We start from the raw sequence: 23884 nt of genomic DNA, 5'->3' as shown, positions 1-23884 counted from the left end.
GACGATGCCTCAATGCATGGGACAGCCGACCGGTGTGTCCGGCGTCCGGTCGTGGTGCCGGTAGGGCGTCCCGGTGATCCCGCCGCGCCGGGCCAGCATCCTGGCCGTCTGCACGTTCAGTGCCCACATCGGGTCGCTGTGCCGGGCGCGCAGTACGCGCCGAATCGCGGCTCCGGGAACCCGGTCGAGGATCATGCGGGACTTGACGTTCACGTGCACGGCCAGCCCGGTCAGCGTCTTCCAGGGCTGGATCGGCACATCCCGGTACGGCGTCGCCGACACCAACGCTCGTGCCAGCGGATCGCCGCTGTAGTAGGCGACGGCGCCGACAGCGGGGGCGACGGCGGCGCGCGCGAGCCTGCCGGGCACGCCGCCGATGCCTGCGAGGTTGTCCGCCGCCGCCTGCGTCATCTGCGCGGTCCAGTCGGTCGGCCCGCCGGCGGTCGAGATCATGTAGTCCGCCAACATGATTCCGTCCTGCGCGGTGGTGGGGATGATCTCCGGCGTGACCCCGAATACGTAGGCGATATAGGACCAGTAGCGCATCACGGTGTCCATCTCGGCCGTGGAACGTCGCCGCCCGTGATTGTGGTCGGTCAGCATGGGCAGCAGGCCGAAGGTCACCGCGGCACCCATCGTGGTGCTGGTCGAGATCGGGTTGCCGTGCACGCTGAAATGCTCGTCCCCCCACGATCTCCGCAGCCCGAGCCGGACCTGTGAGTGCATCAGCCGCACTCGTACGGTGTCCTTGAACTCGGGGCTGTAGCGGTCGACGAAACCGGGCTTGGTGGCGTCGTGGAACCACTTCGCGGTCTCCAGGTTGCGCACCAGCGGGGCATTGACGAACCGTTTGGTGGCACCGGTCGCCGACGACACCTCCGCGCCGACAAAGGTGCCGATGGCGTCCTGGATACCCATGCCGACCTTGCCGGCCAGCGAGCAGTCGATCCACAGCCGCCGGCCGAGTTCCCAGTCCCGCGGGTCGTGCCAGGCAGGCGGATTGTCCAGGCTGGCAAACAGATTCACGAGCTCGGTCGGTGGGTCGTCGAGGCTGTCGATGCCGTGCTCCAGGGCCTGGTCGAGCAAGCGGCGACCGCGGGCGACGCTGATGACCCGGAACCGCTCGACCACGGCGTCCATCAGCGGGTCGCCCTGCCAGTAGTGGTCGATGAACAGTTCGAGCAGGTCGCGCTGGCGCTGAGTGGGCATGGCCACCCGGAAATCGTCGAACACCGCGCGGTCGGCCCATGCGGGGTCGCGTTTGAGCCGGGGTGGCGCCGGCCGCAGCGTCATACCGGGGCGGTAGTGGTAGTCGTAGGGATGGGTGCCCGTCATGACGCGATCCGTTCGGCCCGCCGGAGCTCCCGTACCCGCTGCGTCGCGGCCTCCACCTCACGAATCTCGCCCAGCAGCCGGGGCGCATTCAGCATGGCGCGGGCCAGCTGCCGATATCCGTTGCGTACCAGCAGGTTCGGCTGATGGAAACCCACCGCCTGCTGCACCGGTTCGGGCATCATGTCCATGATCACCCAATAGGCGAAGTCATAGACCGGGCGCAGCGGATTGATGCCCGGCGGGTTCAGCAGTTGCAGATATTTGATGTTGTCGGCGTTGAGACCCACCTCGGCCGCAGCCGGGGATTCGACGAGCACGCTGCGACATTCGGCGCGGGTCCGCGGCAGATCGGTGCCACCGAGCGCCTCGCCCACCTTCGCGTAGTCCCGGTAGAACTCGTCCAAATCCTTGCCGCGCAACGGCTTCGGATGATACCGGCGGTGCGCGCCGGCCATGCCGTCGACCACGGTGGCGTAGGTCCACCGGAAGAACTCCGGTTCGTCTGCGTCATACGGCTTGCCGTCCGGCCGCGTCCCCTTCACCCGGTGGTGCATCGCCTTGACGGTGCGGCACAGCGATTCGGCCGAGTCGGTGGAGCCGTAGACGACCCCGGTGAAAAACGAAAAGCTGTGTCCGGCACGGATCATCAGGCCGTCGCTCGAGAACGTCCCGGACCGCACACTGCCGTCCGGGCAGCGCCCGACCAGCTTGGAGTGGTCGTACACCGCGTACTGGATGTCCTGATGCAGGATGTCGATCATCGCGGTGTTGACCAGCCCGACGAACACCGACGGGGTGTGGGTGTGCACGTACCAGGCCGCGCTGTCCGGGCCGAACCAGCCCGGATCGCCTGCGGGCGCATCGAAACGCACGTGCTTGAAGTACTCCGGCCGCTGAATCTCGAAGAACAGGTCCATCGGGTTGAGCAGCGCCGTGGGACGTCTGCGCACTTCCGACCAGATCGGGGAAAAATCGGGCACCGAGCCGTCGTCCAGCGGGACGATCCGGCGGATGACCTCCTCGACCGGCACCACCGTACGGATCAGGTCTTCGAGCAACGCCATGATCAGCCACCTCCCCGTGACTCTTGTTTTCGCTCACCTCAACCTAGAATTGAGTAGAACTCGCTTTCTACTCACTTTTTGTCGCAATGGACCGCGTCGGGAGAGTCACCATATGTCCAGCTCATACCGCAGTATCCCGACACAGAAGCGCTCTCAGCAGACGATCAACGAGATTTTCGAAGCAACCGCTCAGCTTTTGGAGCGCGATGGTTATCACGCGGTGTCCACCAATCAGATCGCCAAACACGCGCACCTGAGCATCGGCACCGTCTACCGCTACTTCGCCGACAAGGACGCCATCGTGGTGGCCATGCGCGCCCGCACCGAAGAGGACATCATGCGGCGACTGGTCAGCGCGCTCGCCGAAGGGCTGTCACTGGACATGGTGGCCGGCGCCCGCCATGTGTTGTCGGCGCTGGTCGACGCACTCGAAGACCACCGCGGGGTGATGTCGGCCGTGATCAACGACCTGCCGATGGGAAGCCAGAGCAACGTGCTGCCCGGCATCGAGGACAACCTGCACCACATTGCCCGGCTGGCCCTGCTGCACCACTACCCACGCCTGCCCGACCCTGTGGTCGACGAACTGCTGTATCTCGGCATGGGCATGATGCTGCAGCTCGCGCTGCGCATCGCGATCGACCGCCCCGCCGGAATGACGAAGGAGTCGCTGCTGGATCGCGCCGCACTGCTGGCGGTCAGCGCGAATGCCGACCTGCTGGGTGGCGCCGGCTAGACCTGCGTCACGAAGTCGATCAGCTCCTCGACCCGGCCGATCAGCTCGGGCTCCAGGTCGTTCCAGTCGCGCACGCGGCCGCGGATGCGCTGCCACGCCTGTGCGATGTCGGCCTGCTCGGCGTGCGGCCAGCCCAGCGCGTCGCAGACGCCGTGCTTCCACTCGATGCCGCGCGGGATGACCGGCCAGGCCTCCCGCCCGATCCGGGCCGGCTTGACGGCCTGCCAGATGTCGATGAACGGGTGGCCGACCACCAGCGTGTGCTCACCGCCGGGTCCGCGCCGCACCTGCTCGGCGATGCGCGCCTCCTTCGAGCCCGACACGAGGTGGTCGACGAGCACGCCGAGCCGGCGGCCGGGTCCGGGCTGGAACTCACGCACGATGGCGGCCAGATCGTCGACGCCGCCGAGGTACTCGACCACCACGCCCTCGACCCGCAGGTCGTGTCCCCACACCTGCTCGACGAGCTCGGCGTCGTGGCGGCCCTCCACGTAGATGCGGCTGGCCAACGCGGTGCGGGCCCGATGTCCTTGCACCGCAACCGAACCCGACGCAGTGCGACTGGGTGCGGCAGGCGCGGCGCGCTTCGGCTCGGTGAGGATGACGGGGTTGCCGTCGACGAGGTAGCCGGGACCGATGGGGAACGGCTTGCGGTAGCCGTCGAAGTCTTCGAGAACCATCCGGCCGTACTCGACCGAGACCACGGCACCCACGAAGCCGGTCGTGGCGCACTCGACCACGAGCCCCTTCTCGGCGGGCTGCTCGGTCGAACGCTTCCTGGCGTTCGGGTTGCGGGCCAGTACATCGGATCCGTATCGGTCGCTCACGGCACCGATCCTAGGAACGATCGCGCGCCAGATCCGGTTGCGCCACCCGCGTTTTCGTCACAGACCGGTTACGGGGCCTTCTCGACCTTGATGTCACAGGTGATGCGCTCACCGTCGACTTTCACGATCTTCATGTGCGCGACGTACTGAACCTTGCGCGGACCGGTGAAGTGGCAGTCGAACTGGGCGCCCTTGGTGGCCTCCACGTCGGACGGGCACTTCACATCGGTTGGGGTGAACTTGTTCTGATCGGATACCAGTTTGACCACCTGCTTGGCCGCGTCGTCCGCCTTGACCGTGGTCTTTGAGCTACACGCAGCCGGCGAGAGGGCCACCAGACCCACCAGCACCGCTGCCCCCACCCGTACTCGCATCATGGGCGCGATCGTGCTCTATTGCCGTGGGCCGCGTCAACGCGCCGCGCGGGCGGCACCGGCCTCGTCCACCGCCGTATGGATGAACCGCATCTTCTCGAGCACCGCGGCCGGCAGCACGAACGGATAGAGATCGTCCTTGCCCATCGACCGGTTGACCATGTTCAATGCCCAGGCCAGGGGCAGCCAGAGCTCGATCAGGGTGTCGAACCCGCTGGGACCCAGCACCCGCCGTTCGAAGGTGGCACCGGCGGGTGCGAACCCGAAGGCCGCCGCGGTATCGAGGGCATCCCGGATGTGCAGATAGTGCGCGAACGTCTCGGCCCAGTCCTCGGCGGGATGCATCGTCGCGTAGGACGACACGTACTGCTGATCCCAGCCGGCCGGCGCGCCGTCTCGGTAGTGCCGGTCCAGCGCCTCCTGATAGTCGGTGTCGGGGTCGCCGAACAGTTCGGTGAAGCGCGCAACGGCCTCGGGCGACGGTTGCACCAGCCGGTAGAAGTAGTAGTGCCCGATCTCATGACGGAAGTGGCCCAACAGAGTTCGGTACGGCTCGGCCATCGCGATCCGCAGTTGTTCACGGTGCACGTCGTCGCCCTCGGCCAGGTCCAGGGTGATGATGCCGTCCTGATGGCCGGTGACCACCGGGTGCTGCTCGCTGGACAGGAGGTCGAAGGCCAGCCCCTGCGCCGGGTCGCTGTCGCGCCCGATGATCGGTAGGCCCAGTTCGACCAACTCGAAGATGAGCCGGCGCTTGGCCTGCTCGGCGATGGCGAAAGCCGCCATGGCCTTGGTGTCGTCGTCGCCGGGGCGGGTCCGGGTCAACGCGCACGATGGACACAGTTGCCGCACCGGCTCGATCTGGACCAACCAATTGCATTGCGCCAAATGCAGATTCGCGCACAGCTGGTAGTCGGTCGAGGCCACCGCACCGGCGTGGTCGTTGTCGCCGGTGCCGTCCGGCGGCGCGATCACCAGCAGTGCCATGTTCTCCAGCGAGAAGCCGAGCGCGCTGCCACAGCTCAGGCACACCGAGTTCTCGAAGGCCAGCCGCTGGCCGCAATTGGGACAGTTGAAGTCACGCACGCAGTTGCCCTCCCGCAATCGGTGCGACGTCCACGGAGACGTCGATGGTGCTGCTCTCGGAGTCGGTGTAGATGATGCCGCGCAGCGGCGGCACGTCGGCGTAGTCCCGGCCGAATCCGACCACGATGTAGCGCTCGTCGACCATCTGGTCGTTGGTCGGGTCCAGCCCCAGCCACCGGTTCTGCGCCGTCCACACCGACGCCCAGGCATGGGTGGCGTCGATACCCACCATCCGTTCCTTCCCCGGCGGCGGGTCGGTGGCCAGATAGCCCGAGACGTAGCTCGCGGCAAGGCCGTTCGCGCGCAGGCAGGCGATGGCCAGGCGGGCGAAATCCTGACAGACCCCCGCACGGGCGTTCAGTACCTCCGCGACCCGGGTGGACACCGTCGTCGACCCGGACCGGTAGGTGAAGTCGGTGAAGATGCGCGAGTTCAGGTCGCGCAGCACCTCGATCAGCGGCCGCCCGGGAACGAAACTCGGCGCGGCGTAATCCCTTACCTCGTGGGTGATCTCCGCGGGCTGCAGGTCCAGGACGAATTCGGTGGCCAGCGCCCCTTCCGGACCGGCAGGCCGGGAGTCCTCCCAAGGCGCCACGGCAGCTCCTGCCGCATACCACTCGGCGGGCGGCGGGTCGACCTCCACGATGCTGCGTCCGGTCACCACGAGTTCGTTATGTGGTTGTGTCACATGGAAGTACGAGCTGATGTTGCCGTAGGCGTCGCGGCTCGTGGAACGGTCGGCTGGTTCGGGGTCGATGTGCAACCGGTACGACTGGCAGCGCTGTTGCCCGCTGTCGCGCGGCGTGAGAAACCCGCGGCCGTATGAGCTGGTGACGACGTCGGAGTAGCGGTACCGCGTGCGGTGGGTGATCTGGTATTCGCGCGTCATGGCATCTGCCGCCGTTCGTCGGGACCCCACAGCGGCTGCATGCCACTGGGCAGGGCCAGGTGCGCGGCGCGGATGAGTTCGGACAGCTCCCGCAGGTCGGCGTGCAGGCTGTTGAGCAGGTCCGTCAGTTCGTCGCGCCGTCCCGCTCCGTCGAGGTGCTCGAGGTCGGCAGGATCCTGACGGCGCAGGCGGGTCGCGATCTCTTCGATCATGCGTTCCGGCCGGGTGGATCCGGTCGACGACGGTAGCGCCCGCAGATCGGCACGCAGGCGTTCGAACTGGAAGGCCAGGGACCGTGGATTCTCCTCGTCGAACAACACCAGGTCGGCGAGCGCCGTCACACTGACCTTGCCCAGCGTGCGCCGCCGGTACATCACGGCCGACTCACACACCACCAGCGCAGACTCGCTGACCGTGCGGTCGGTTTCCGCGCCCCGGGCCGTCGCGAGCGTGGCACGCAGCAGGGCCGTCAACCCCAGGCCTCGCTCGATGCGTTTGCCGATGTCCATCATGGTCCAGCCGACGTCACGCACCATCGATTCGGCGGCGACGCCGGACAGGGCCAGCATCCCGGCCAGGGTCTGGCTGTGGGCGGTGGCGAGGTAGGCCTCGCCCTCGGCCTTCGAGTCGGGCGGCAACAGCGGGCCGCGCCGCCGGCCACGGTCACCCGGATGCAGCACCGCGCGTTCGACGGCGGCCAGCACCATCCAGGTGTCGTTCGACATCTGGTCGCGAACCGCGCGCGCGGACAGCCCGAGGCGCTCGATCGACTGGGCCAGTGAGCCCGGCCGGTGCCGGTCGGCGGTCAGCGCCCACAGCGTGGTCGGCGCCGTCGCGACCTGCTCGGTGTGGTCCCCGTCGCCACCGGTGTCACTGCCGGTGATCTCCCCCAGCGCGGTGAGCAGCACCGGCACGCAGTCGCTCCCGGGGACGTCGGGGCGGTAGCGGTACTCGTGATAGCGCTCGCGGGTGACGGTGAGCAGGCGCGCGGAGAACTCGGCGCGTTCGGCGTACCGGCCCAGCCAGAACAGGTCCGAGAGCACCCGGGGCGAACTGACGGCGCGGGTCGGGCTCGGCGTGATGGCCGGCAGGTCGGCAGGCGCTACCGGGACGGCGGTCGACCGGTCCGGTGTCCGAACCCAGACATCTTTGGCCGCAACGGTTTTCATACTGTAGGCGGCGTGACCACGGGCCAGGATGTAGCCGAGGCCACCGATCATCGGCGCGTACCCGCCGCGCTGGGCGACGGTGAACAACCGCATGCCGACGCTGCCGGCCGACAGTCCGCTGGGCAGCACATCCATGGGCGCCGACGAGAACGTGGGCAGTTCCTGCCCTACCCACTGCCAGCCGGTGGCCTCGATGCGGGCCGCGAGTTCGGCGCGCTGCACCGCTGACAGGCCCGGTCCGACGATCGCCGGACCGCCCGTCACGGGCCGGATCAGCAGCGTGGACAGCTTGCTCACCAAATGTGCGCGCTCGGTGTCGATGCCGCCCCAGAAACATCGGGCACCCGCCAGCTCAAGGGTCTCGCCGGTCAGCAGATGCGCCAGCTCCGGCAGGAACCGCATGATTCCGGGACTCTCGAGGATGCCGCTGCCCAACGTGTTGACCACCGTGACCGCGCCGCGGCGCAGCACTTCGACCAGTCCCACCACACCGAGCCGCGAATCCGGCCGCAGGTCGAGCGGGTCGGCGTAGTCGGCGTCGACGCGGCGCAGCACCACGTCGACCCGTTTGAGGGTGCCGAGCGAGCGCATCCACAGCTTGCCTTCGCGCACCACCAGGTCGGCGCTCTCGACCAGCGGAAAGCCCAGGACGCTGGCCAGGTACGCCTGGTCGAAGGCCGTCTCGGAGTGGATACCGGGGCTGAGCACGACGACCATCGGCTCCTGCGCGGCTTCCGGCGCCGCGTCGATGAGAGCCAGCCGCAGGGCCTGCGCCCACGGCGACGCGGGCCGGGGTGCCACCCGCTCGTATAAATCGGGTACGGCGTGCGCGATGACCCTGCGGTCGGCCAATGCGTAGCCCGCCCCCGACGGCGCCTGCGTCCAGTCCGCGTTCACCGCGAAACTGCCGTCGGGGTGCCGGCTGATATCGCAGCCGTGCAGGAACAGCTGGTGCCGGCCCGGTACCGCGATGCCGCGAGCCGCGCGCACGTAGCCGGGATGGCCGTACACCAGCTGTGCGGGCAGCACGCCCGAGGTGATGGACCGGCGCGCACCGTAGAGATCGGTCAGCACCGCATCCAGGAGCCGGGAACGTTGCACGACACCGGATTCCAGCGTGGCCCAATCCGCGGCGGACAGCAGCAGCGGCAGCGCATCGAGCTGCCAGGCGTCGACCTCGGCGTCGCTGTCGGTGGTGGTGATGCCGTCGTTGTCGACGAGTTCGCGCACGATGCCGCGCAGCTGGTCCAGTCCGCGGCGGCCCCGCTCGCGGACGCAGTCCGTCAGTTCCTGCCAGGCCGGACGAATCCCGCCGGACTCGGAAACGAGTTCGTCATAGCCGAGATGCGCCACATCGCGGACATCGAACAGCGGCTCCTGGGCCCGCGCAGCGCGGTACCCGGCCATCGGGTCGTCAAGACGGAGAACCATTACCGCAGAACGGTACGCACCCGGCGCAGATCGAGGATGCCCGACGCTCCGCCATCGGTGGATTGACGGGCCCGCTTCTCCCGGAGATCGGCCAAGTCGACCGCGCCGGGAGTGAATCCGATGGCTTCGAAACGGCGTCCACGCCGCGACTCGGCCTCGACGGCGTTGACCGGCGGGGTGTCGTACGTGCGGCCGCCGGGGTGGGAGACGTGGTAGGTGCAGCCGCCTCGGGAAAATCCGGTGAACCCGTCGATGAGTTCGAATCGCAGTGGCCCGTCGACGGTGATGGTGGGGTGCAGCGCGCTCGGCGGTTGCCACGCGCGATACCGGACGCCGCCGACCTGGACGTCGGGGGTGTCGGTGGCCAGCAGCGGGATGGGATGGCCGTTCACCGTGACGAGGTGGCGGTCGCGGTCGGCGCCGATCAGCCTCACCTGGAGCCGCTCCACCGAGGAGTCGACGTAGCGGGCGGTCCCCGTACCGGTGGACTCCTCACCCAGGGTGTTCCACGGCTCGATGGCGCTGCGCAGCTCCAACTCGGCGCCGTCGAGGATCACGCTGCCGATTCGGGGGAAACGGAACTCGGTGAACGGGTCGAGCCAGCTGGTGTCGAATGCGACGCCGTGCGCCCGCAGGTCGCCGGCGACCTCGGCAATGTCCTGAATGATGAAGTGCGGCAACAGATATCGGCCGTGTAGGTTCTCGCCGTGCCGGATCAGCGGGGCGCGCAGCGGTTCGTCCCAGAACCAGGCGACCAGCGACCGCACCAGCAGCGACTGCACCATCGCCATCTGGAAATGTGGCGGCATCTCGAAGCCGCGCAGTTCCAGCAGGCCCAGCCGGCCGCGGGCACTGTCCGGGCTGTAGAGCTTGTCGATGCAGAACTCGGCGCGGTGGGTGTTGCCGGTGATGTCGGTGAGTAGGTGCCGCAGGGCGCGGTCGATGGCCCACGGTGATCCCTCGGCCACCCGGTCGATCTCCGCGAACGCGATCTCCAGCTCGTACAGCGCCTCGGCGCGCCCTTCGTCGACGCGCGGTGCCTGCGACGTCGTCCCGATGAACCGGCCGGAGAACAGGTACGAAAGTGCCGGGTGCCGTTGCCAATACGTCAGCATCGACACCAGCAGGTCGGGCCGGCGCAGGAGCGGTGAGTCGGCGGGCGTGACGCCACCGAGGGTGATGTGGTTGCCACCGCCCGTGCCGCCATGGGTGCCGTCGACATCGAAGGCCTCGGTCCCCAGCCGGGCCTGCCGGGCGGCCTCGTACAGGGTCTCCAGTTGCGCGGCCTGCTCGGCGAAGCCGGCCGTCGGCGCCACGTTGACCTCGATCACGCCCGGGTCCGGGGTGACGGTCATCTGCTGCAGCCGCGGGTCCGGCGGAGGTCCGTAACCCTCGATCACGACCGGGGCGCCGAGATGAGCGGCAGCCTTCTCGATCCGGCCGACCAGGTCGGCGAAATCGTCGAATGCGGCTGTCGGCGGCAGGAATACGTACAGCAGGCCGTCACGCACCTCGGCGACCAGGGCGGTGGGGGGTGCGCCGTCAGCGCTGACGACTGCGGCGGGCCGCGTGGGAACCTCGGCGCGCTCCCCCGCCAGCGGGTCGGCGTCGGGTACCGGCGGCGGCCGCTGCCAGCTGATCGAGTCCAGCGGCAGCCGCAGGCCTGCGGGCGAATCGCCGCCCGTGAGCACCAATCGCCCGCGGCGCAGTTGCCAGTCGGCGGAGACCCATCCGGTGTCGTCGTCGCGGCGGTGTAGCGGCAGGACGTGGGCGGCGGGTTCGGTCACCGCGGCATCGAGCTTGTCCACCAAGGCTTTACGCTGCGCGGCACCGTCGTCGGCCAGATCGTCGGTGACCGGGTCGCCGGACGGCCGGCGCACGGCTGCCGCCAACCAGGCCAGGGCATCCTCGTAGGCCGGTCGCACCTGGCTGTCGGGCAACCCGAGACCGGTGGCGATCTCGGTGAGCAGGCGGCGTCCGGTGTCCGGTGCCGCGGTAGCGGCGGCACCGGCCCACGGGTCGGCCAGCAGTGCCGGATCGGACCACAGCGGTGTCCCGTCGGTGCGCCACATCAACCCGATTTCCCACCGCGGCAACGGTTCTCCGGGATACCACTTGCCTTGACCCCAGCGCACCAGTCCGTCCGGGGCCCACCGCTGCTTGAGCTGCGTGGTGAGCGCGGAGGCGCGCGTGCGCTTGTGCGGACCGTCGGCGGCCGTGGTCCATTCGTCGTCGGTCTGGTTGTCGATCGAGACGAAGGTGGGTTCGCCGCCGACGGTCAGCCGCACATCGCGCTCAGCCATCCGCTCGTCGATGACGGCGCCGAGGACGCGGATCGACTCCCACGCCTGCACGGTGTACGGCAGGGTGACGCGCGGGTCTTCGTGCACCCGCGTGACGACGTTGACGAAGTCGAGCGTGGATTCGCAGGGATCGACGGCGCCCGTGATCGGGGCGGCCGATTCCGGGTGCGGCGTGGCCGACAGCGGGATGTGGCCCTCCCCCGCCAGCAGGCCCGAGGTCGGATCCAGGCCGACCCACCCGGCGCCCGGGATGTACACCTCGGTCCAGGCGTGCAGGTCCGTGAAGTCGGCCGCCGGGCCGGACGGGCCGTCGAGCGACTCCACGTCGGCACTCAGTTGCACCAGGTAGCCGGACACGAAGCGGGCCGCGAAGCCCATCTTGCGCAAGATGGCGACCAGGAGCCACGCGGAGTCCCGACAGGACCCGATGCCGGTCCGCAGCGTGAAATCCGGTGTCTGGACGCCGGGTTCGAGGCGGACGCTGTAGCCGACGTCGGCACTGACCGCCCGGTTGAGTGACACCAGGAAGTCGATGGTGCCGGTACCCGGCACCACGTCGAAATCGCGGACCCAGGCTGCCGTCAGATCGTCGGCGTCATCGACGGGACGCAGGTAGGGCTTGAGGTCGTCGAGCAGATTGTCCGGGTAGGCGAACGGGACGGTCTCGGCCCATTCCTCGATGAAGAAGTCGAAGGGGTTGATGACCTTGAGGTCGGCGATCAGCCCGACGGTGATGCTCAGGCTGGTGGCGCGGTTCGGAAAGACCAAGCGCCCCACGAAGTTGCCGAAAGCGTCCTGCTGCCAGTTGATGAAATGGTCGGCGGGTTCGACCTGCAGCGAGTAGGCCTCGATCGGCGTGCGCGAGTGCGGCGCGGGGCGCAGCCGCACCACGTGCGGGTACACCTTGACCAGCCGGTCGAACGTGTAGCTGGTGCGATGCTCCAGCGCCACCTTGATTGCCATAGCGATCGATCCCACCACAAGAACGGGCAGGTCGCAGGGCGGAGAAAGCTATCTGCGGCGGGCCCGGTTGTACCCGGCCAGGACCAGCACCCCCGCGGCCACGATGCCGACCATGTTGACCGCCAGCTGTCCCGCCGACGCCAGCGCGATATCCCAGTCGCGGGTGGTGGCGGCGACCACAGACATGCCGGCCGCCGGGACTGTCGTCACCGAGATGAAAACCCCAACCAGCGCAGCCGATTTCGACGTCACCAGGGACAGCATCCCGGCAGCACCGGCCAACAGCGCCACCACGAACGAGAACGGTCCGACCCGGAAGATGAAGTCGACATTCTGCAGTTGGTGAATGCTGCGCAGCTCAACCCAGCCCAGTGCTTCGAAGCCGAGCGTGGCCAGCGCTGTGACGAGCATCGCCGCCGGGAAGCCGACGAGCAGGGCCAGCGCCGCGCGCTTCGCCAGGTAGCCCTTGCGCCGCACCACCGCCACGGCCAGCGCGGCCAGCGGTCCGAATTCGGGGCCCACCACCATGGCCCCGACGACGGTGATCGCCGAATCGGTCAGCACGCCGACGGCGGCCAGCAGACACGCGATGCACAGGAACGCCATGTAGGAGATCCCGAGGCTGCTCTGTTCGCGGGTGCGAAGCACCAGTTCGTCCCAGACGACGGCGTCCTCGCCGTCGCCGTCGATCTCGTCCTCGGCGCGGTAGGCGGCTGTCGACAGCACGGTGTCCAGCACCTCCATCGTGATGGCGCCGTCCTGATCGATGCCCAGCGCCCGCAGCCCGCCGATCAGTCCGTCGGCCGCATCCCGGGCGATGTCGGCGGTGATCACGTCACCGCGCGGATCGATCGCGGCGCCGGGGTGAGCCACCACGTTGGCGATGCCGCCGTGGTGCCGGTAGAGCTCGAGCACCGAGTCGGCGAGTTCCGGCGGGGTGATCACGCGTAGATGCAGCACCGCCGAAGATTACCGACCGCGCCGGCGTGCCAGCTTCATCCCGAGTTCATCCGGCGGGACCTCGTGTCCCTCGGCGCACCGGATCTCGACAGTGGCATCGGCGCCGCAGCCCAGGTGGGTGAGCCGCAAACCGGTGTCGCCCAGGTGATGGCGGCCCCATTCGAACATCGCCCACACCACCGGCATGAAGTCCGTGCCCGCCTGCGTCAGCACGTATTCGTCGCGGCTGCGCTGGCCCGGCTCCCGGTACGGCCGTTTGGTCAGCAGGCCGGCTTCTACGAGCTCTGCCAGCCGGGCCGAGGTGGCTGCTTTGGTGATCCCGACCCGCTTGGCGAAGTCGTCGAAACGCGTTGTGCCGTAGTAGGCCTCGCGCATGAGCAGCATGGCGGATTTGGTGCCGACCAACGACATCGTCTTCTCGATGGCGCACTGGCCGACGGCCGACCACTTGTCGCGTTCGGCGAGGGCACCCTGTAGCGCTGTCATGCGAATCACTCTACCGCTGGGTTGCTCTCACCATACCCAGGTGTTAGATCTGAGTATAGGAAGCAGTACTCAGCGTGGAGTTACAGGAGGATTCTCATGTCGGGATACACAGACCGCGATGCCGTGATCGTCGCGGCGGTACGCACGCCGGTCGGCAAGGGCAAGGCGAACGGCGCGCTGCATGACGTCCTTCCCGCCGATCTGCTCGCCCACAGCCTGCGGTCCGTGGTCGAGCGCACGGGCGTCGACCCGGTCCTGGTGGACGACGTCATCGCCGGCGCCGTCACACAAGCCGGTGACCAGGCCGCCAACATCGCGCGCAACGCCCTGCTGGGAGCCGGTTTTCCCGAAAGCGTGCCCGGCACCACCGTCGACCGCCAGTGTGGCAGTTCGCAGCAGGCCATCTCGTTCGCCGCACAGGGCGTGCTGGCGGGGTCCTACGACGCGGTGATCGCAGCCGGCGTCGAGTCCATGTCACGCGTACCGATGGGAGCCGCCGTATTGCCCGGCAGTAATCCGTTCGGCGTGGGCATGGCCGAGCGCTACCCCGACGGGCTCGTCCCCCAGGGCATCAGCGCCGAGCTGATCGCGGCGCGCTGGAACTTCTCGCGGACCCAACTGGACGAGTTCTCCGCCGCCAGCCACGAGAAAGCGGCCCGCGCCGCCAAGGACGGGCTCTTCGACAACGAACTCGTGCCGGTGGCCGGCCTGACCGCCGACGAGATCATCCGGCCGGGCACCTCGGTCGAAACCCTGTCCGGACTCAAGCCCGCGTTCTACAGCGACGCCTACGCCGCGCGCTTCCCCCAAATCCGTTGGGAGATCACGCCCGGCAACTCGTCGCCGCTGTCCGACGGCAGCGCGGCGGTGATGATCACCAGCGGCGCCTTCGCCCGCAGCCATGGACTCACGCCACTCGCCCGCATCCACACCATGACCGCGGTGGGCTCCGACCCGCTGTACATGCTGACCGGCGTCATCCCGGCGACCGAGAAGGTGCTGGCCCGCTCCGGCCTGTCGCTGTCCGACATCGACCTGTTCGAGGTGAACGAGGCGTTCGCGCCCGTGGTGCTGGCATGGGCGGCCGACACCGGGGCGGACCTCGCCAAGACCAACGTCAACGGCGGCGCCATCGCCATCGGCCACCCGCTCGGCGCCAGCGGCGCCCGGATCATGAGCACGCTGGTCAACGCCCTCGACCAGCGCGGCGGACGCTACGGCCTGCAGGTCATGTGTGAAGGCGGCGGCATGGCGAACGCCACCATCATCGAGCGGTTGTAGCGCTCAGGCGCGCACGAGCTCGAACAGCGGGATGACGCGCGACGTCTTCGCCTGGTAGTCGGCGAAGACGGGGGCCACGGCCGTGATCAGCGGATACGTGGCCTCGCGCTCGTCATCGGGCAGTTCGCGGGCAACGACGTCATAAGAGTCGCTACCGATCTCGATATGGGCGGCCGGGTTGGCACGCAGATTGTGTACCCAGTCAGGGTGGGTGGGAGCGCCGGCCTTCGAACCGACGATGAGGATCTTGCCGTCGACCGGCAGATACGCCAGCGGGGACATCCGCGGCTGACCCGACTTGGCGCCGGTGGTGTGCAACAGCAGCAGGTTGCCGCCCTCGAACTGACCACCCACCTTGCCGCCGTTGGCGCGGAACTCGTCGACGATGGCGGCGTTGAAGGCATGGAAGGACGCGGCGTCCGTGAATTCGGTCATGCCTGACGCAACCGCGTAAACCGGCCCAAATGTTCCCGTCCGGGCGCGATACTTGCCTGATATTGACGGAGGTGCCGATGACGCCAGAGGTGGACGCAGTCGTGGTCGGAGCCGGGTTCGCCGGCCTGTATCTGGTGCACCGGCTGCGGGAACACGGTTTCTCGGTGCGTGTCTTCGAGGCCGGCGACGACATCGGCGGCACCTGGTACTGGAACCGGTACCCGGGCGCGCGCGTCGACATTCCCAGCCTCGACTACATGTTCAGCTTCGACCCGGACTGGCAACGCGACTGGCAGTGGTCGGAGAAGTACGCCACCCAGCCGGAGATCCTGCGGTACCTGAACCACGTGGCGGACAAGTTCGATTTGCGCCGCGACATCACCTTGGGCACCCGGGTCACCAGAGCGCACTGGGCCGACGGCGGCTGGCGCGTCCGTACCGACTGCGGCGACGACGTCGCGTGCCGGTTCCTGGTGATGGCCACCGGCTGCCTGTCCATCCCCAAAGAACCCGATATCGCCGGCATCGAAACCTTCAGGGGCGAAACGTTTTACACCAACCGCTGGCCCCACGAACCGGTCAACTTCACCGGTCGGCGGGTCGGGGTGATCGGCACCGGATCATCGGGCATCCAGTCGATTCCGCTGATCGCCGCGCAGGCCGCGCACCTGACCGTCTTCCAGCGCACGCCCTGTTTCTCCATCCCGGCGCACAACGGGCCGGTGTCGGAGGAGAAGGAGGCCGCGCTGGCCGACGAGCCCGCGTACCGGGCGGCGGCGCGGGCGTCGTTCGGCGGGGTGCCGCAGGAGCGCACGCTGATCCCGACGTTCGCGGTGCCCGAGGCCTACCGCCAGCAGCGGTACGAACGCGCCTGGCAGATCGGCGAACTCCTGGAAACTCTCAACATGTTCTCGGACCTGATGAGCAACCCGGCCGCCAACGAGTCGTTCGCCGACTTCGTCCGCGACAAGATCCGCGCCACGGTGGACGATCCACACATCGCGGAACTCTTGTGCCCCACCGGGTATCCAGTGGGCGCCAAACGACTGTGCCTGGACACCGACTACTTCGCCACGTTCAACGAATCCCACGTACGGCTGGTCGATCTGCGGACGCAGCCACTGGTCGGCGTCACCGAAACCGGCGTCGAGACCGTCGGTGAATCGTTCGAGTTCGACACCCTTGTGCTCGCGACCGGGTTCGACGCCATCACCGGTGCGGTGGCGGCCGTCGACATCGTCGGCCGCGACGGACTCGCGCTGAAAACCAAATGGGCACAGGGACCGTCGACCTACCTCGGCCTGACCACGTCCGGGTTCCCGAATCTGTTCCTGATCACCGGGCCGGGCAGCCCCTCGGTGCTGTCCAACATGGCGGTGTCGATCGAGCAGCACGTCGAACTCGTCGCCGACACCATGGCATATCTACGCGCGCACGGCTTCGACACCATCGAACCGACCCCGACCGCCGAGGCCGGCTGGATGCAACACGTCGCCGATGCGGGTGCCATCACCATGTTCCCCCAAGCGAATTCGTGGTACGTCGGCGCCAATATCCCCGGCAAGCCGCGGGTCTTCATGCCGTACGCGGCGGGCGTCGACTTCTACGGCGCGGCGTGCGCCGACGTCGTCGGCCGGAACTATCTCGGCTTCCAACTGACCGGACCGGCCGGCTCGCAATGCCACGACGGCGTGGTGCGCCGACTGCAACCCGATGTCCAGATGGTGCTGGAAATGGTGGCGGCGCTGAATCCGCCTCCGCTGGAATCTCTTCCGGTCGAGCTGGCCCGGGCCGCCATGTCCGAGGCGAACAGCACGAGGCCGCCGGGCCCGGATGTCGGCGAGATCATCGACGGCGGATTTCCCGGGGCCGCAGGCGAACTCGACTACCGGCTGTACCGGCCGCCGACGCCGGGGCCGCACCCGGTGGTCGTCTACTTCCACGGCGGCGGCTGGGTCCTCGGGGACGCGCGATCAGACGATCCACTGTGCCGCGACCTGTGCCTGCGCACCGACGCGTTGATCGTCTCGATGAACTACCGGCACGCGCCGGAACATCCGTTCCCCGCGGCCATCGACGACGGCATCGCCGCGCTGCGGTGGGCCGCCGACAATGCGGCCACCCTGGGCGGCCTCCCCGACCGGCTGGCGGTGGCCGGCTGGAGTGCGGGCGGGAACATCGCCGCGGTGGTGTGCCAGTGGGCGCGCGATCACGGCGGCCCCCGCATCAGTGGGCAGCTGCTGCTCACCCCGGCCACCGATACGCAGCCGTACCCGTCGTATCAGGACAACGCCGAGGGTTACGGGCTGACCACGCCGCTCATGCGGTGGTTCGCCGAGCTCTACGGCGGTCCCGCCGACGATCCGCGGCGGGCACCGCTGCGCGGCGACCTCACCGGACTACCCCCGGCGATGGTGATCACCTGCGAGTTCGATCCGCTCCGCGACGAAGGCAACGCCTATGCCGCCGCGCTGGCAGCGGCCGGGGTGCCCACCGAGCACATCCAGGCGCGCGGCCATACGCATCTGTCGACGACCATGGTCGACCTCGTGGTGTCCGGGGTCCCCGTCCGCGACCAGATGGCTGAAGCCTTGCGGAGGTTTCTTACTTCGCCTCGGGCTTGAAGTCGATACCCGACTCCTTGCGCTGCTGCGCGGTGATCGGCGCCGGGGCGTCGGTCAGCGGGTCGACGCCGCCACCGGACTTGGGGAACGCGATGACGTCGCGGATCGAGTCCACGCCCGCCAGCAGCGCGGTGATGCGGTCCCAGCCGAAGGCCAGGCCGCCGTGCGGCGGCGCGCCAAAGGTGAAGGCGTCCAACAGGAATCCGAACTTGTCCCGGGCCTCGTCGTGGCCGATCCCCATCATCGCGAACACCCGCTCCTGGACGTCGCTGCGATGGATACGGATCGAACCGCCACCGATCTCGTTGCCGTTGCACACGATGTCGTAGGCGTTGGACAGCGCCCCGCCGGGATCGGTGTCGAACGTCGACTCGGACTCGGGTGCCGGCGACGTGAACGCGTGGTGCATCGCGGTCCATTTCCCCGATCCGACGGCAACGTCACCGGACGCGGTGGCCTCCTCGGCCGACTCGAACATCGGCCAGTCGACCACCCAGGTGAACGCCCAGGCGTTCGGGTCGATCAGGTCGAGCCGCTTGGCGATCTCGATGCGGGTCGCACCCAGCAGGGCACGGGCGCCCTTGGCCGGACCGGCCGCGAAGAAGATGCAGTCCCCCACCTTCGCGCCGACGTGCTCGGCGAGACCGGCCCGCTCGTCGTCGGTGAGGTTCTTGGCCACCGGGCCGCCCAGCTCGCCGTCCTCGCCGACGAGCACGTAGGCCAGGCCCTTGTGACCGCGCTGCTTGGCGAACTCCTGCCAGCCGTCCAGCGTGCGGCGCGGCTGCGACGCCCCGCCCGGCATCACGACGGCACCCACGTACGGCGCCTGGAACACCCGGAACGGGGTGTTCTTGAAGTAGTCGGTGCACTCGACGAGCTCGACGGCGAAGCGCAGGTCCGGCTTGTCCGATCCGAAGCGGCGCATGGCTTCCTCGTAGCTGATGCGCGGCAGCGGCAGTGGCAGGTCGACGTCGATCAACTTCCACAGCGCCGCCAGCACCTCTTCGGCGACGCCCATCACGTCGTCGGCGTCGACGAAGCTCATCTCCAGGTCCAGCTGGGTGAACTCGGGCTGGCGGTCGGCGCGGAAATCCTCGTCGCGGTAGCAGCGGGCGATCTGGTAGTAGCGCTCCATGCCGGCCACCATGAGCAGCTGCTTGAACAGCTGCGGGCTCTGCGGCAGCGCGTAGAACGAGCCGGGCTGCAGGCGCGCGGGCACCAGGAAGTCGCGAGCGCCTTCGGGGGTCGACCGCGTCATGGTCGGGGTCTCGATCTCGACGAAGTCGTGCTTGTCGAGCACACCGCGCGCGGCGGCATTGACCTTGGAGCGCAACCGAATTGCGTTGCCCGGGCCTTCCCGGCGCAGGTCCAGGTACCGGTACTTCAGGCGGGCTTCCTCGCCAGGGGTCTCGTCGAGCTGAAACGGCAGCGGTGCGCTCTCGGACAGCACCTCGAGCGTCGTGGCGTTGACCTCGATGTCACCGGTCGCGATGTCCTTGTTGGCGTTGCCGTCCGGCCGCACCTCGACGACGCCGGTGACCAGGACGCAGAACTCGGCACGCAGTCGGTGCGCCTGCTCCAGCACGGCGGCGTCGCGGAACACGACCTGCGAGACTCCGGAGGCGTCCCGCAGGTCGATGAAGATGACGCCGCCGTGGTCGCGCCGACGCGCCACCCATCCGGCGAGGGTCACCGTCTGACCGGCATCGGTGGACCGCAACGAACCGGCGGCGTGACTGCGCAACACGAAATCTCCTCAAGAAGTCTGAATTCGATCGCTAAGTCTAAAGGGGCGCTTCGACCGGTATTTTGGCGACAGTGAGCTTTGCCCTCGTGGGACCGGGTGCCATCGGATCAACGATCGCCGCGCTGCTGTACGCCGCGGGCCGTGAGGTGGTCCTGTGCGGGCGCACTCCGCGCGATGCGATCGAGGTGCGGGTGGACGACAACGCGCCGATCGTCGTGCCCGGCCCGGTGCACACTGACCCCGAAACCGTCGCCGGACCGGTCGACGTGGTGCTGCTGGCAGTCAAGGACACCCAGTACGCGGCGTCCGCCCCGTGGCTGGCGCGCTTGTGCGGTCCGGACACCGTGGTCTGTGCCCTCCAGAACGGTGTCGAGCAGGCTGACCGACTGCGCCCTTACTGTCCCCGATCTGCCGTCGTACCTGCGGCGATCTGGATTGCCGCGGAGACCCGCCCCGAAGGCTGGGTGCAGGTGCTGAGTGCGCCTCGGCTGGTGCTGCCCGACGACGCGGCCGCGACCCGCCTGGCTGCGGCAATGGACGGCAGCACGATCACCGTCGAACTGGATCCGGACTTCCTCAGCGCGGCGTGGCGCAAGCTGCTGGTCAACGCCGTGGTGGGCTTCATGGTGCTGTCCGGCCGGCGCTCGGGGATGTTCCGGCGCGACGACGTCGCCGCGCTGGCCCGCAGATACCTGACCGAATGCCTGGCGGTCGCGCGGGCCGAGGGCGCGACGCTGCCCGACAGTGTGGTCGACGAGATCGCCGACATGCTCAAGCAAGCGCCCACCGAGATGGCGACCTCGATGCTGGTCGACCGTGAAGCGCGCCGTCCGCTGGAATGGGACATCCGCAACGGCGTCATCCAGCGCAAGGGTGCCGCGCACGGTATCGCCACCCCGATCAGTGACCTGCTGGTGCCGCTCCTGGCCGCGGCGAGTGACGGACCGGGCTAACGCAACAGCCGGCGCACCTCGGCGTCGCTGACCTGATCGAAGTGGCGGTAGGACTCCCCGACAGCTGCGAAGGGTGTCGGCAGGTCGGCGCACACGACGTCGTCCGCGATCTCCATGAGCTGCCGGCACGCCGCTTCGCTGGCGACGGGGACCGCAACCACCAACGTCCGCGGCCCGCTTTCCCGCACCACTTCGGCAGCTACCCGCATGCTCGCGCCGGTGGCCATGCCGTCGTCAACAAGGATCGTGGTTCGGCCTTTCACGTCGGCCGGTGGCCGGCCCCGACGGTAGTCGGCTTCGCGCCGCAGTAATTCACGGCGCTCGGCAGCGGCGACCTCGGAGAGCGTCTGCTGCGAAATCTGAAGCGGCCCAACAACATCCTGATTGACGACGATGTGACCACCACCGCCGAGCGCGCCCATGGCGTACTCCTCGTGGCCGGGAACGCCCAGCTTGCGGATGATCAGCGCGTCCAACGGCGCCTCGAGGGCGGCGGCAATTTCACGGGCGACGGGAACACCGCCACGAGCCAGGCCGAGCACGACGACATCGCGCCTGCCGCGATATGCCGTCAGCAGACCGGCCAGTACGCGCCCCGCTTCTGAACGATCACGAAAGACGCGTCTCGATTCATGGTTTCGCGTAGTTCCGATCCTATTCCCATCAGCGCTTTTCAGTGGTAATCCGTAATTGACAGGGCCATACAAAAACCGTTCGAGGAGGCAGAAGTGAAGGTCACCGGAACAGCTGTTGCGGTTTTCTCGGTCATCGGCATCGCCAGTGCGCCGATCGCGTCGGCCGGCTATCCACTCGTCGGCAAGCTCGGCAGCGCCATGACGATGACGGACAGCGTCGGTCAGGTCCAGCTGAGCTGGCAGGTCTCCGACCTCAAGCCGAGCTCCGATGTCATGCCGGGCTACCGGGTCGCCGGAAAGCTCTGGGAGGCCACGGCCACCGTCCGCGCGCTGAGCGGCCCGGTGACACCCGGCGTTTCGCAGTTCAACGCCGTCGCGCCGAACCAGGCGGCATACCGCGTGCTGTGGATGGTCGCGAGCCCCATCAACATCAGCGGCGCGACCATCCCCCAGGGCGGGCAGTCCACCGGGAAGATCCACTTCGACGTCACCGGTCCCGCCCCCACGACGGTGACCATGAACAACGGCATGGAAGACCTGATGGTCTGGACACCGTGAATCAGTAGACACCTGCTCTAGGGTGTCTACTCATGAAGACCTACCAGTGCGAGCAAGTCGGCGTCGACTTCATCGACAGCGCACCGTTCCGGTTCGTCAGCAAAGTCGACCTGGCGATCAAGCCGGAGCAGCTGTTCGAGGTCTTCTCGGATGAAACGTCCTGGCCGCATTGGGCGACGCTGATCACCAACGTGGAGTGGACCAGCCCGAAACCGTACGGCGTGGGTACCACCCGCACCGTGACGATGCGCGGCCACATTGTCGGCGACGAGGAGTTCATCGACTGGGAGCCGTTCTCCTACATGGCTTTCCGGTTCAACACGAGCACCTCGAACATGCTCTCGGCCTTCGCCGAGGGCTACACCGTCGAGGAGACCGCTGATGGCTGCCACCTGACGTGGGTGATGGCCATGAAGCCGAGTGGCCTCGCCGGTGAGCTCGGCATGCGGGCCGGGCGCCCCGTGATGGCGTGGCTGTTCCAGCGGTTCCTGCACAACCTGCGGCGCTACACCGACGAACGCTACGGCGCGTAGAGCCCGTCCCACGCCGCGCGGCGCACCTGGTCCGGGTCGTCGATGGTCTCGTCGCGCATCGAGCCGATCACCCGGGTGGCCCGGCGGTCGGTGTCGTACGCCGGCCAATCGGCCATGCCGTCCGCCTTCGTCGCGAAATCCAGCCACGTGCGTTGCATGCGCCGGCCGACCGACGGCTGCACCTGACGGCCCAGCGGATGCAGCATGCGGCCCAGATACGAGCCGTAGCTGTGCTGGATGTGCACGATCTCGCTGCCGTGCGTCGCGCCGAGGCCGAGCACTTTCAGCGTCCAGGTTGTGTGGTCGAACCGGTACACGTGCGTCGGCGCGTGCCCGCTGTAGGCATCCGCGAAGGCCCACGTTGGTGCGCCGAACATGACGTCGGAGCCGATCCCGATCAGTGCCCGGCGGCGCGGATAACTCGGGTATGCCTGCAGCACAGCATCTTTGGCCGCCGGCGCGATGCGCGCGAAGTAGTCGTCGACCATCGGCACGGTGGTGGGCAACATGGGCGGCTTGCCCCACGCGAACATCGACGCCTCGCGGCTGTTGGTGCCGACGATCAGCGGCACCTTCGCCACGGCTCCGGCCCGGGCGGCCGGCACCGGGTGCGCGGGCAGCAAGTCGACGCCGTACGTCAGCCCGTAGGCCAACTTGGGGCTGTTGGCCGCGCTCTCGCCCTGCAACTGCCCCGCGGCGCGGCGCAGTTGACGCTGCGGCAGTGCGGATAACTCTTCTGGCATCACACCGAGCCTGCGCACGAACTCGTGGGCCTGACGCGCCCTGGTTTCCCGGTCGGCGATGAGCGGCAGCGCCGGACTCTGCGCGATGGCCCGGCTGAACAAACCGTCGGCCGCAGGACTGGCCAGCAATGCCAGCACCGACGTCGCACCCGCGGATTCACCGAAGACGGTGACCTGGTCGGGATCTCCGCCGAACGCGCCGATGTTGTCGCGCACCCACTGCAGCGCCGCGATCTGGTCCCGCAAGCACAGGTTGTCTTCGAATCCGGGGCCGAGGTCGCTGAGTTCGAAGCCACCGAAGACGCCGAGCCGGTAGGTGACGTTGACGACCACCACGTTGCCGTTGGCTGCCAGGCGGGATCCGTTGTACAGCTGCAACTGGCCGGCCCCGAATACGAACGCCCCGCCAGGAATCCACACCATCACCGGCAGCGAGCCCGTCACGTCCGGTGACCACACCGTCACGGTCAGGCAGGCTTCGTCGCGCATCTTGGGGTCGTCGCGCCCGCCGCCGACGAACGACTTGCCCTGCGGCGGCAGGGGTCCGTGGTCGATGGCGTCGCGAATACCGGACCACGGGATCAGCGGTTGCGGTCCGCGGAACCGCAGCGGCCCGACGGGCTGTTCGGCGTACCCGACGCCGCGCCAGACGTGCACCCCGCCTTCGGTGGTGCCCCGGAGGGCGCCGGCGACGGTATGAACGATGGTCGAGCTGTCGATGGTTTCGGGCTGGACGGCCACACCCGAAATCC

19 protein-coding genes and 1 pseudogene are annotated in these 23884 nt (G+C 68.3%); 6 read left to right on the top strand and 14 right to left on the bottom strand.

The annotated features are described in order from the left end of the window. Positions 1 to 9: 9 nt before the first annotated feature. Both ACWW1C_RS12600 and ACWW1C_RS12595 read right to left on the bottom strand, forming a co-directional pair. Positions 10 to 1335, bottom strand: a complete 1326-nt coding sequence (locus ACWW1C_RS12600) for an oxygenase MpaB family protein (RefSeq protein ID WP_455983737.1) — start codon at positions 1333 to 1335, stop codon at positions 10 to 12. Beyond that, entirely contained in the window at positions 1332 to 2399 is a 1068-nt protein-coding gene (locus ACWW1C_RS12595; protein WP_455983736.1) for an oxygenase MpaB family protein, read from the bottom strand. The genes ACWW1C_RS12600 and ACWW1C_RS12595 overlap by 4 nt, the downstream gene beginning before the upstream one ends. Before the next feature lie 112 nt (positions 2400 to 2511). On the opposite strand from ACWW1C_RS12595, the gene ACWW1C_RS12590 reads away from it, so the two are divergent. Next, on the top strand, positions 2512 to 3135 hold the full coding sequence (locus tag ACWW1C_RS12590) for a TetR/AcrR family transcriptional regulator (RefSeq protein WP_455983735.1): 624 nt from the start codon (positions 2512 to 2514) through the stop codon (positions 3133 to 3135). On the opposite strand, the gene ACWW1C_RS12585 is transcribed toward ACWW1C_RS12590, so the two are convergent. The 8 genes from ACWW1C_RS12585 to ACWW1C_RS12550 all read right to left on the bottom strand — a co-directional run bounded on the left by ACWW1C_RS12585 (position 3132) and on the right by ACWW1C_RS12550 (position 13623). Then, on the bottom strand, positions 3132 to 3962 hold the full coding sequence (locus ACWW1C_RS12585; RefSeq protein ID WP_455983734.1) for a DUF3097 domain-containing protein: 831 nt from the start codon (positions 3960 to 3962) through the stop codon (positions 3132 to 3134). The two genes, ACWW1C_RS12590 and ACWW1C_RS12585, sit on opposite strands and share 4 nt — an antisense overlap. Before the next feature lie 68 nt (positions 3963 to 4030). Continuing rightward, complete coding sequence (locus ACWW1C_RS12580) at positions 4031 to 4339, bottom strand: DUF4333 domain-containing protein (RefSeq protein ID WP_455983733.1); 309 nt, start codon at positions 4337 to 4339, stop codon at positions 4031 to 4033. Between the two features lie 33 nt (positions 4340 to 4372). Beyond that, the gene (locus ACWW1C_RS12575) at positions 4373 to 5422 is read right to left on the bottom strand and encodes a zinc-binding metallopeptidase family protein (protein ID WP_455983732.1); all 1050 of its coding nucleotides are present in this window, start codon (positions 5420 to 5422) and stop codon (positions 4373 to 4375) included. Continuing rightward, on the bottom strand, positions 5415 to 6311 hold the full coding sequence (locus tag ACWW1C_RS12570) for a transglutaminase family protein (protein WP_455983731.1): 897 nt from the start codon (positions 6309 to 6311) through the stop codon (positions 5415 to 5417). Before ACWW1C_RS12570 ends, ACWW1C_RS12575 begins: the two co-directional genes overlap by 8 nt. Beyond that, positions 6308 to 8911: a circularly permuted type 2 ATP-grasp protein gene (locus tag ACWW1C_RS12565; protein WP_455983730.1), complete on the bottom strand. Its 2604-nt coding sequence runs from the start codon at positions 8909 to 8911 to the stop codon at positions 6308 to 6310. The genes ACWW1C_RS12570 and ACWW1C_RS12565 overlap by 4 nt, the downstream gene beginning before the upstream one ends. Then, entirely contained in the window at positions 8911 to 12177 is a 3267-nt protein-coding gene (locus tag ACWW1C_RS12560) for a transglutaminase family protein (protein WP_455983729.1), read from the bottom strand. Before ACWW1C_RS12560 ends, ACWW1C_RS12565 begins: the two co-directional genes overlap by 1 nt. A gap of 48 nt (positions 12178 to 12225) precedes the next feature. Beyond that, positions 12226 to 13137: a DUF389 domain-containing protein gene (locus ACWW1C_RS12555; protein ID WP_455983728.1), complete on the bottom strand. Its 912-nt coding sequence runs from the start codon at positions 13135 to 13137 to the stop codon at positions 12226 to 12228. 9 nt (positions 13138 to 13146) lie between these two features. Further along, complete coding sequence (locus ACWW1C_RS12550; protein WP_455983727.1) at positions 13147 to 13623, bottom strand: winged helix-turn-helix transcriptional regulator; 477 nt, start codon at positions 13621 to 13623, stop codon at positions 13147 to 13149. A 96-nt stretch (positions 13624 to 13719) separates the two neighbouring features. Between ACWW1C_RS12550 and ACWW1C_RS12545 the strand changes: the two genes are divergently transcribed. Continuing rightward, a complete protein-coding gene (locus ACWW1C_RS12545) occupies positions 13720 to 14904 on the top strand; it encodes a thiolase family protein (protein ID WP_455983726.1) in 1185 nt (394 codons plus the stop codon). 3 nt (positions 14905 to 14907) lie between these two features. Here the strand turns inward: ACWW1C_RS12545 and ACWW1C_RS12540 are convergent, their stop codons facing one another. Continuing rightward, complete coding sequence (locus tag ACWW1C_RS12540) at positions 14908 to 15339, bottom strand: nitroreductase family deazaflavin-dependent oxidoreductase (RefSeq protein ID WP_455983725.1); 432 nt, start codon at positions 15337 to 15339, stop codon at positions 14908 to 14910. Between the two features lie 77 nt (positions 15340 to 15416). Here ACWW1C_RS12540 and ACWW1C_RS12535 point away from each other — a divergent pair, with 77 nt between their 5' ends. Beyond that, a complete protein-coding gene (locus ACWW1C_RS12535; protein ID WP_455983724.1) occupies positions 15417 to 17963 on the top strand; it encodes an alpha/beta hydrolase fold domain-containing protein in 2547 nt (848 codons plus the stop codon). Here ACWW1C_RS12535 and aspS read toward each other — a convergent pair. Next, the gene (gene aspS, locus ACWW1C_RS12530; protein ID WP_455983723.1) at positions 17944 to 19710 is read right to left on the bottom strand and encodes an aspartate--tRNA ligase; all 1767 of its coding nucleotides are present in this window, start codon (positions 19708 to 19710) and stop codon (positions 17944 to 17946) included. The genes ACWW1C_RS12535 and aspS overlap by 20 nt on opposite strands. A 71-nt stretch (positions 19711 to 19781) precedes the next feature. On the opposite strand from aspS, the gene ACWW1C_RS12525 reads away from it, so the two are divergent. Then, positions 19782 to 20663, top strand: a complete 882-nt coding sequence (locus ACWW1C_RS12525; RefSeq protein WP_455983722.1) for an oxidoreductase — start codon at positions 19782 to 19784, stop codon at positions 20661 to 20663. 2 nt (positions 20664 to 20665) lie between these two features. Here the strand turns inward: ACWW1C_RS12525 and ACWW1C_RS12520 are convergent. Then, positions 20666 to 21316: pseudogene (locus tag ACWW1C_RS12520) on the bottom strand (phosphoribosyltransferase); the annotation flags it as partial. Between the two features lie 75 nt (positions 21317 to 21391). Between ACWW1C_RS12520 and ACWW1C_RS12515 the strand changes: the two are divergent. Together ACWW1C_RS12515 and ACWW1C_RS12510 are read left to right on the top strand one after the other, a co-directional pair. Further along, complete coding sequence (locus tag ACWW1C_RS12515; RefSeq protein ID WP_455983721.1) at positions 21392 to 21856, top strand: MPT63 family protein; 465 nt, start codon at positions 21392 to 21394, stop codon at positions 21854 to 21856. 32 nt (positions 21857 to 21888) lie between these two features. Then, complete coding sequence (locus tag ACWW1C_RS12510; RefSeq protein ID WP_455983720.1) at positions 21889 to 22389, top strand: SRPBCC family protein; 501 nt, start codon at positions 21889 to 21891, stop codon at positions 22387 to 22389. Here ACWW1C_RS12510 and ACWW1C_RS12505 read toward each other — a convergent pair. After that, positions 22377 to 23873: a carboxylesterase/lipase family protein gene (locus tag ACWW1C_RS12505; protein WP_455983719.1), complete on the bottom strand. Its 1497-nt coding sequence runs from the start codon at positions 23871 to 23873 to the stop codon at positions 22377 to 22379. The two genes, ACWW1C_RS12510 and ACWW1C_RS12505, sit on opposite strands and share 13 nt — an antisense overlap. Positions 23874 to 23884 lie beyond the last annotated feature (11 nt).

Source organism: Mycobacterium sp. HM-7, assembly GCF_053852335.1.
The sequence above is the reverse complement of the archived record's forward strand: the minus strand, read 5'-3'. Positions and strand labels throughout refer to the sequence as shown.

Bases quoted from the DNA above. Each gene is read 5' to 3' on its own strand.
- ACWW1C_RS12600 (WP_455983737.1), bottom strand. From the start codon at position 1,335: ATGACGGGCACCCATCCCTACGACTACCACTACCGCCCCGGTATGACG.
- ACWW1C_RS12595 (WP_455983736.1), bottom strand. From the start codon at position 2,399: ATGGCGTTGCTCGAAGACCTGATCCGTACGGTGGTGCCGGTCGAGGAG.
- ACWW1C_RS12590 (WP_455983735.1), top strand. From the start codon at position 2,512: ATGTCCAGCTCATACCGCAGTATCCCGACACAGAAGCGCTCTCAGCAG.
- ACWW1C_RS12580 (WP_455983733.1), bottom strand. From the start codon at position 4,339: ATGATGCGAGTACGGGTGGGGGCAGCGGTGCTGGTGGGTCTGGTGGCC.
- ACWW1C_RS12570 (WP_455983731.1), bottom strand. From the start codon at position 6,311: ATGACGCGCGAATACCAGATCACCCACCGCACGCGGTACCGCTACTCC.
- ACWW1C_RS12565 (WP_455983730.1), bottom strand. From the start codon at position 8,911: ATGGTTCTCCGTCTTGACGACCCGATGGCCGGGTACCGCGCTGCGCGG.
- ACWW1C_RS12560 (WP_455983729.1), bottom strand. From the start codon at position 12,177: ATGGCAATCAAGGTGGCGCTGGAGCATCGCACCAGCTACACGTTCGAC.
- ACWW1C_RS12550 (WP_455983727.1), bottom strand. From the start codon at position 13,623: ATGACAGCGCTACAGGGTGCCCTCGCCGAACGCGACAAGTGGTCGGCC.
- ACWW1C_RS12545 (WP_455983726.1), top strand. From the start codon at position 13,720: ATGTCGGGATACACAGACCGCGATGCCGTGATCGTCGCGGCGGTACGC.
- ACWW1C_RS12540 (WP_455983725.1), bottom strand. From the start codon at position 15,339: ATGACCGAATTCACGGACGCCGCGTCCTTCCATGCCTTCAACGCCGCC.
- ACWW1C_RS12535 (WP_455983724.1), top strand. From the start codon at position 15,417: ATGACGCCAGAGGTGGACGCAGTCGTGGTCGGAGCCGGGTTCGCCGGC.
- ACWW1C_RS12510 (WP_455983720.1), top strand. From the start codon at position 21,889: ATGAAGACCTACCAGTGCGAGCAAGTCGGCGTCGACTTCATCGACAGC.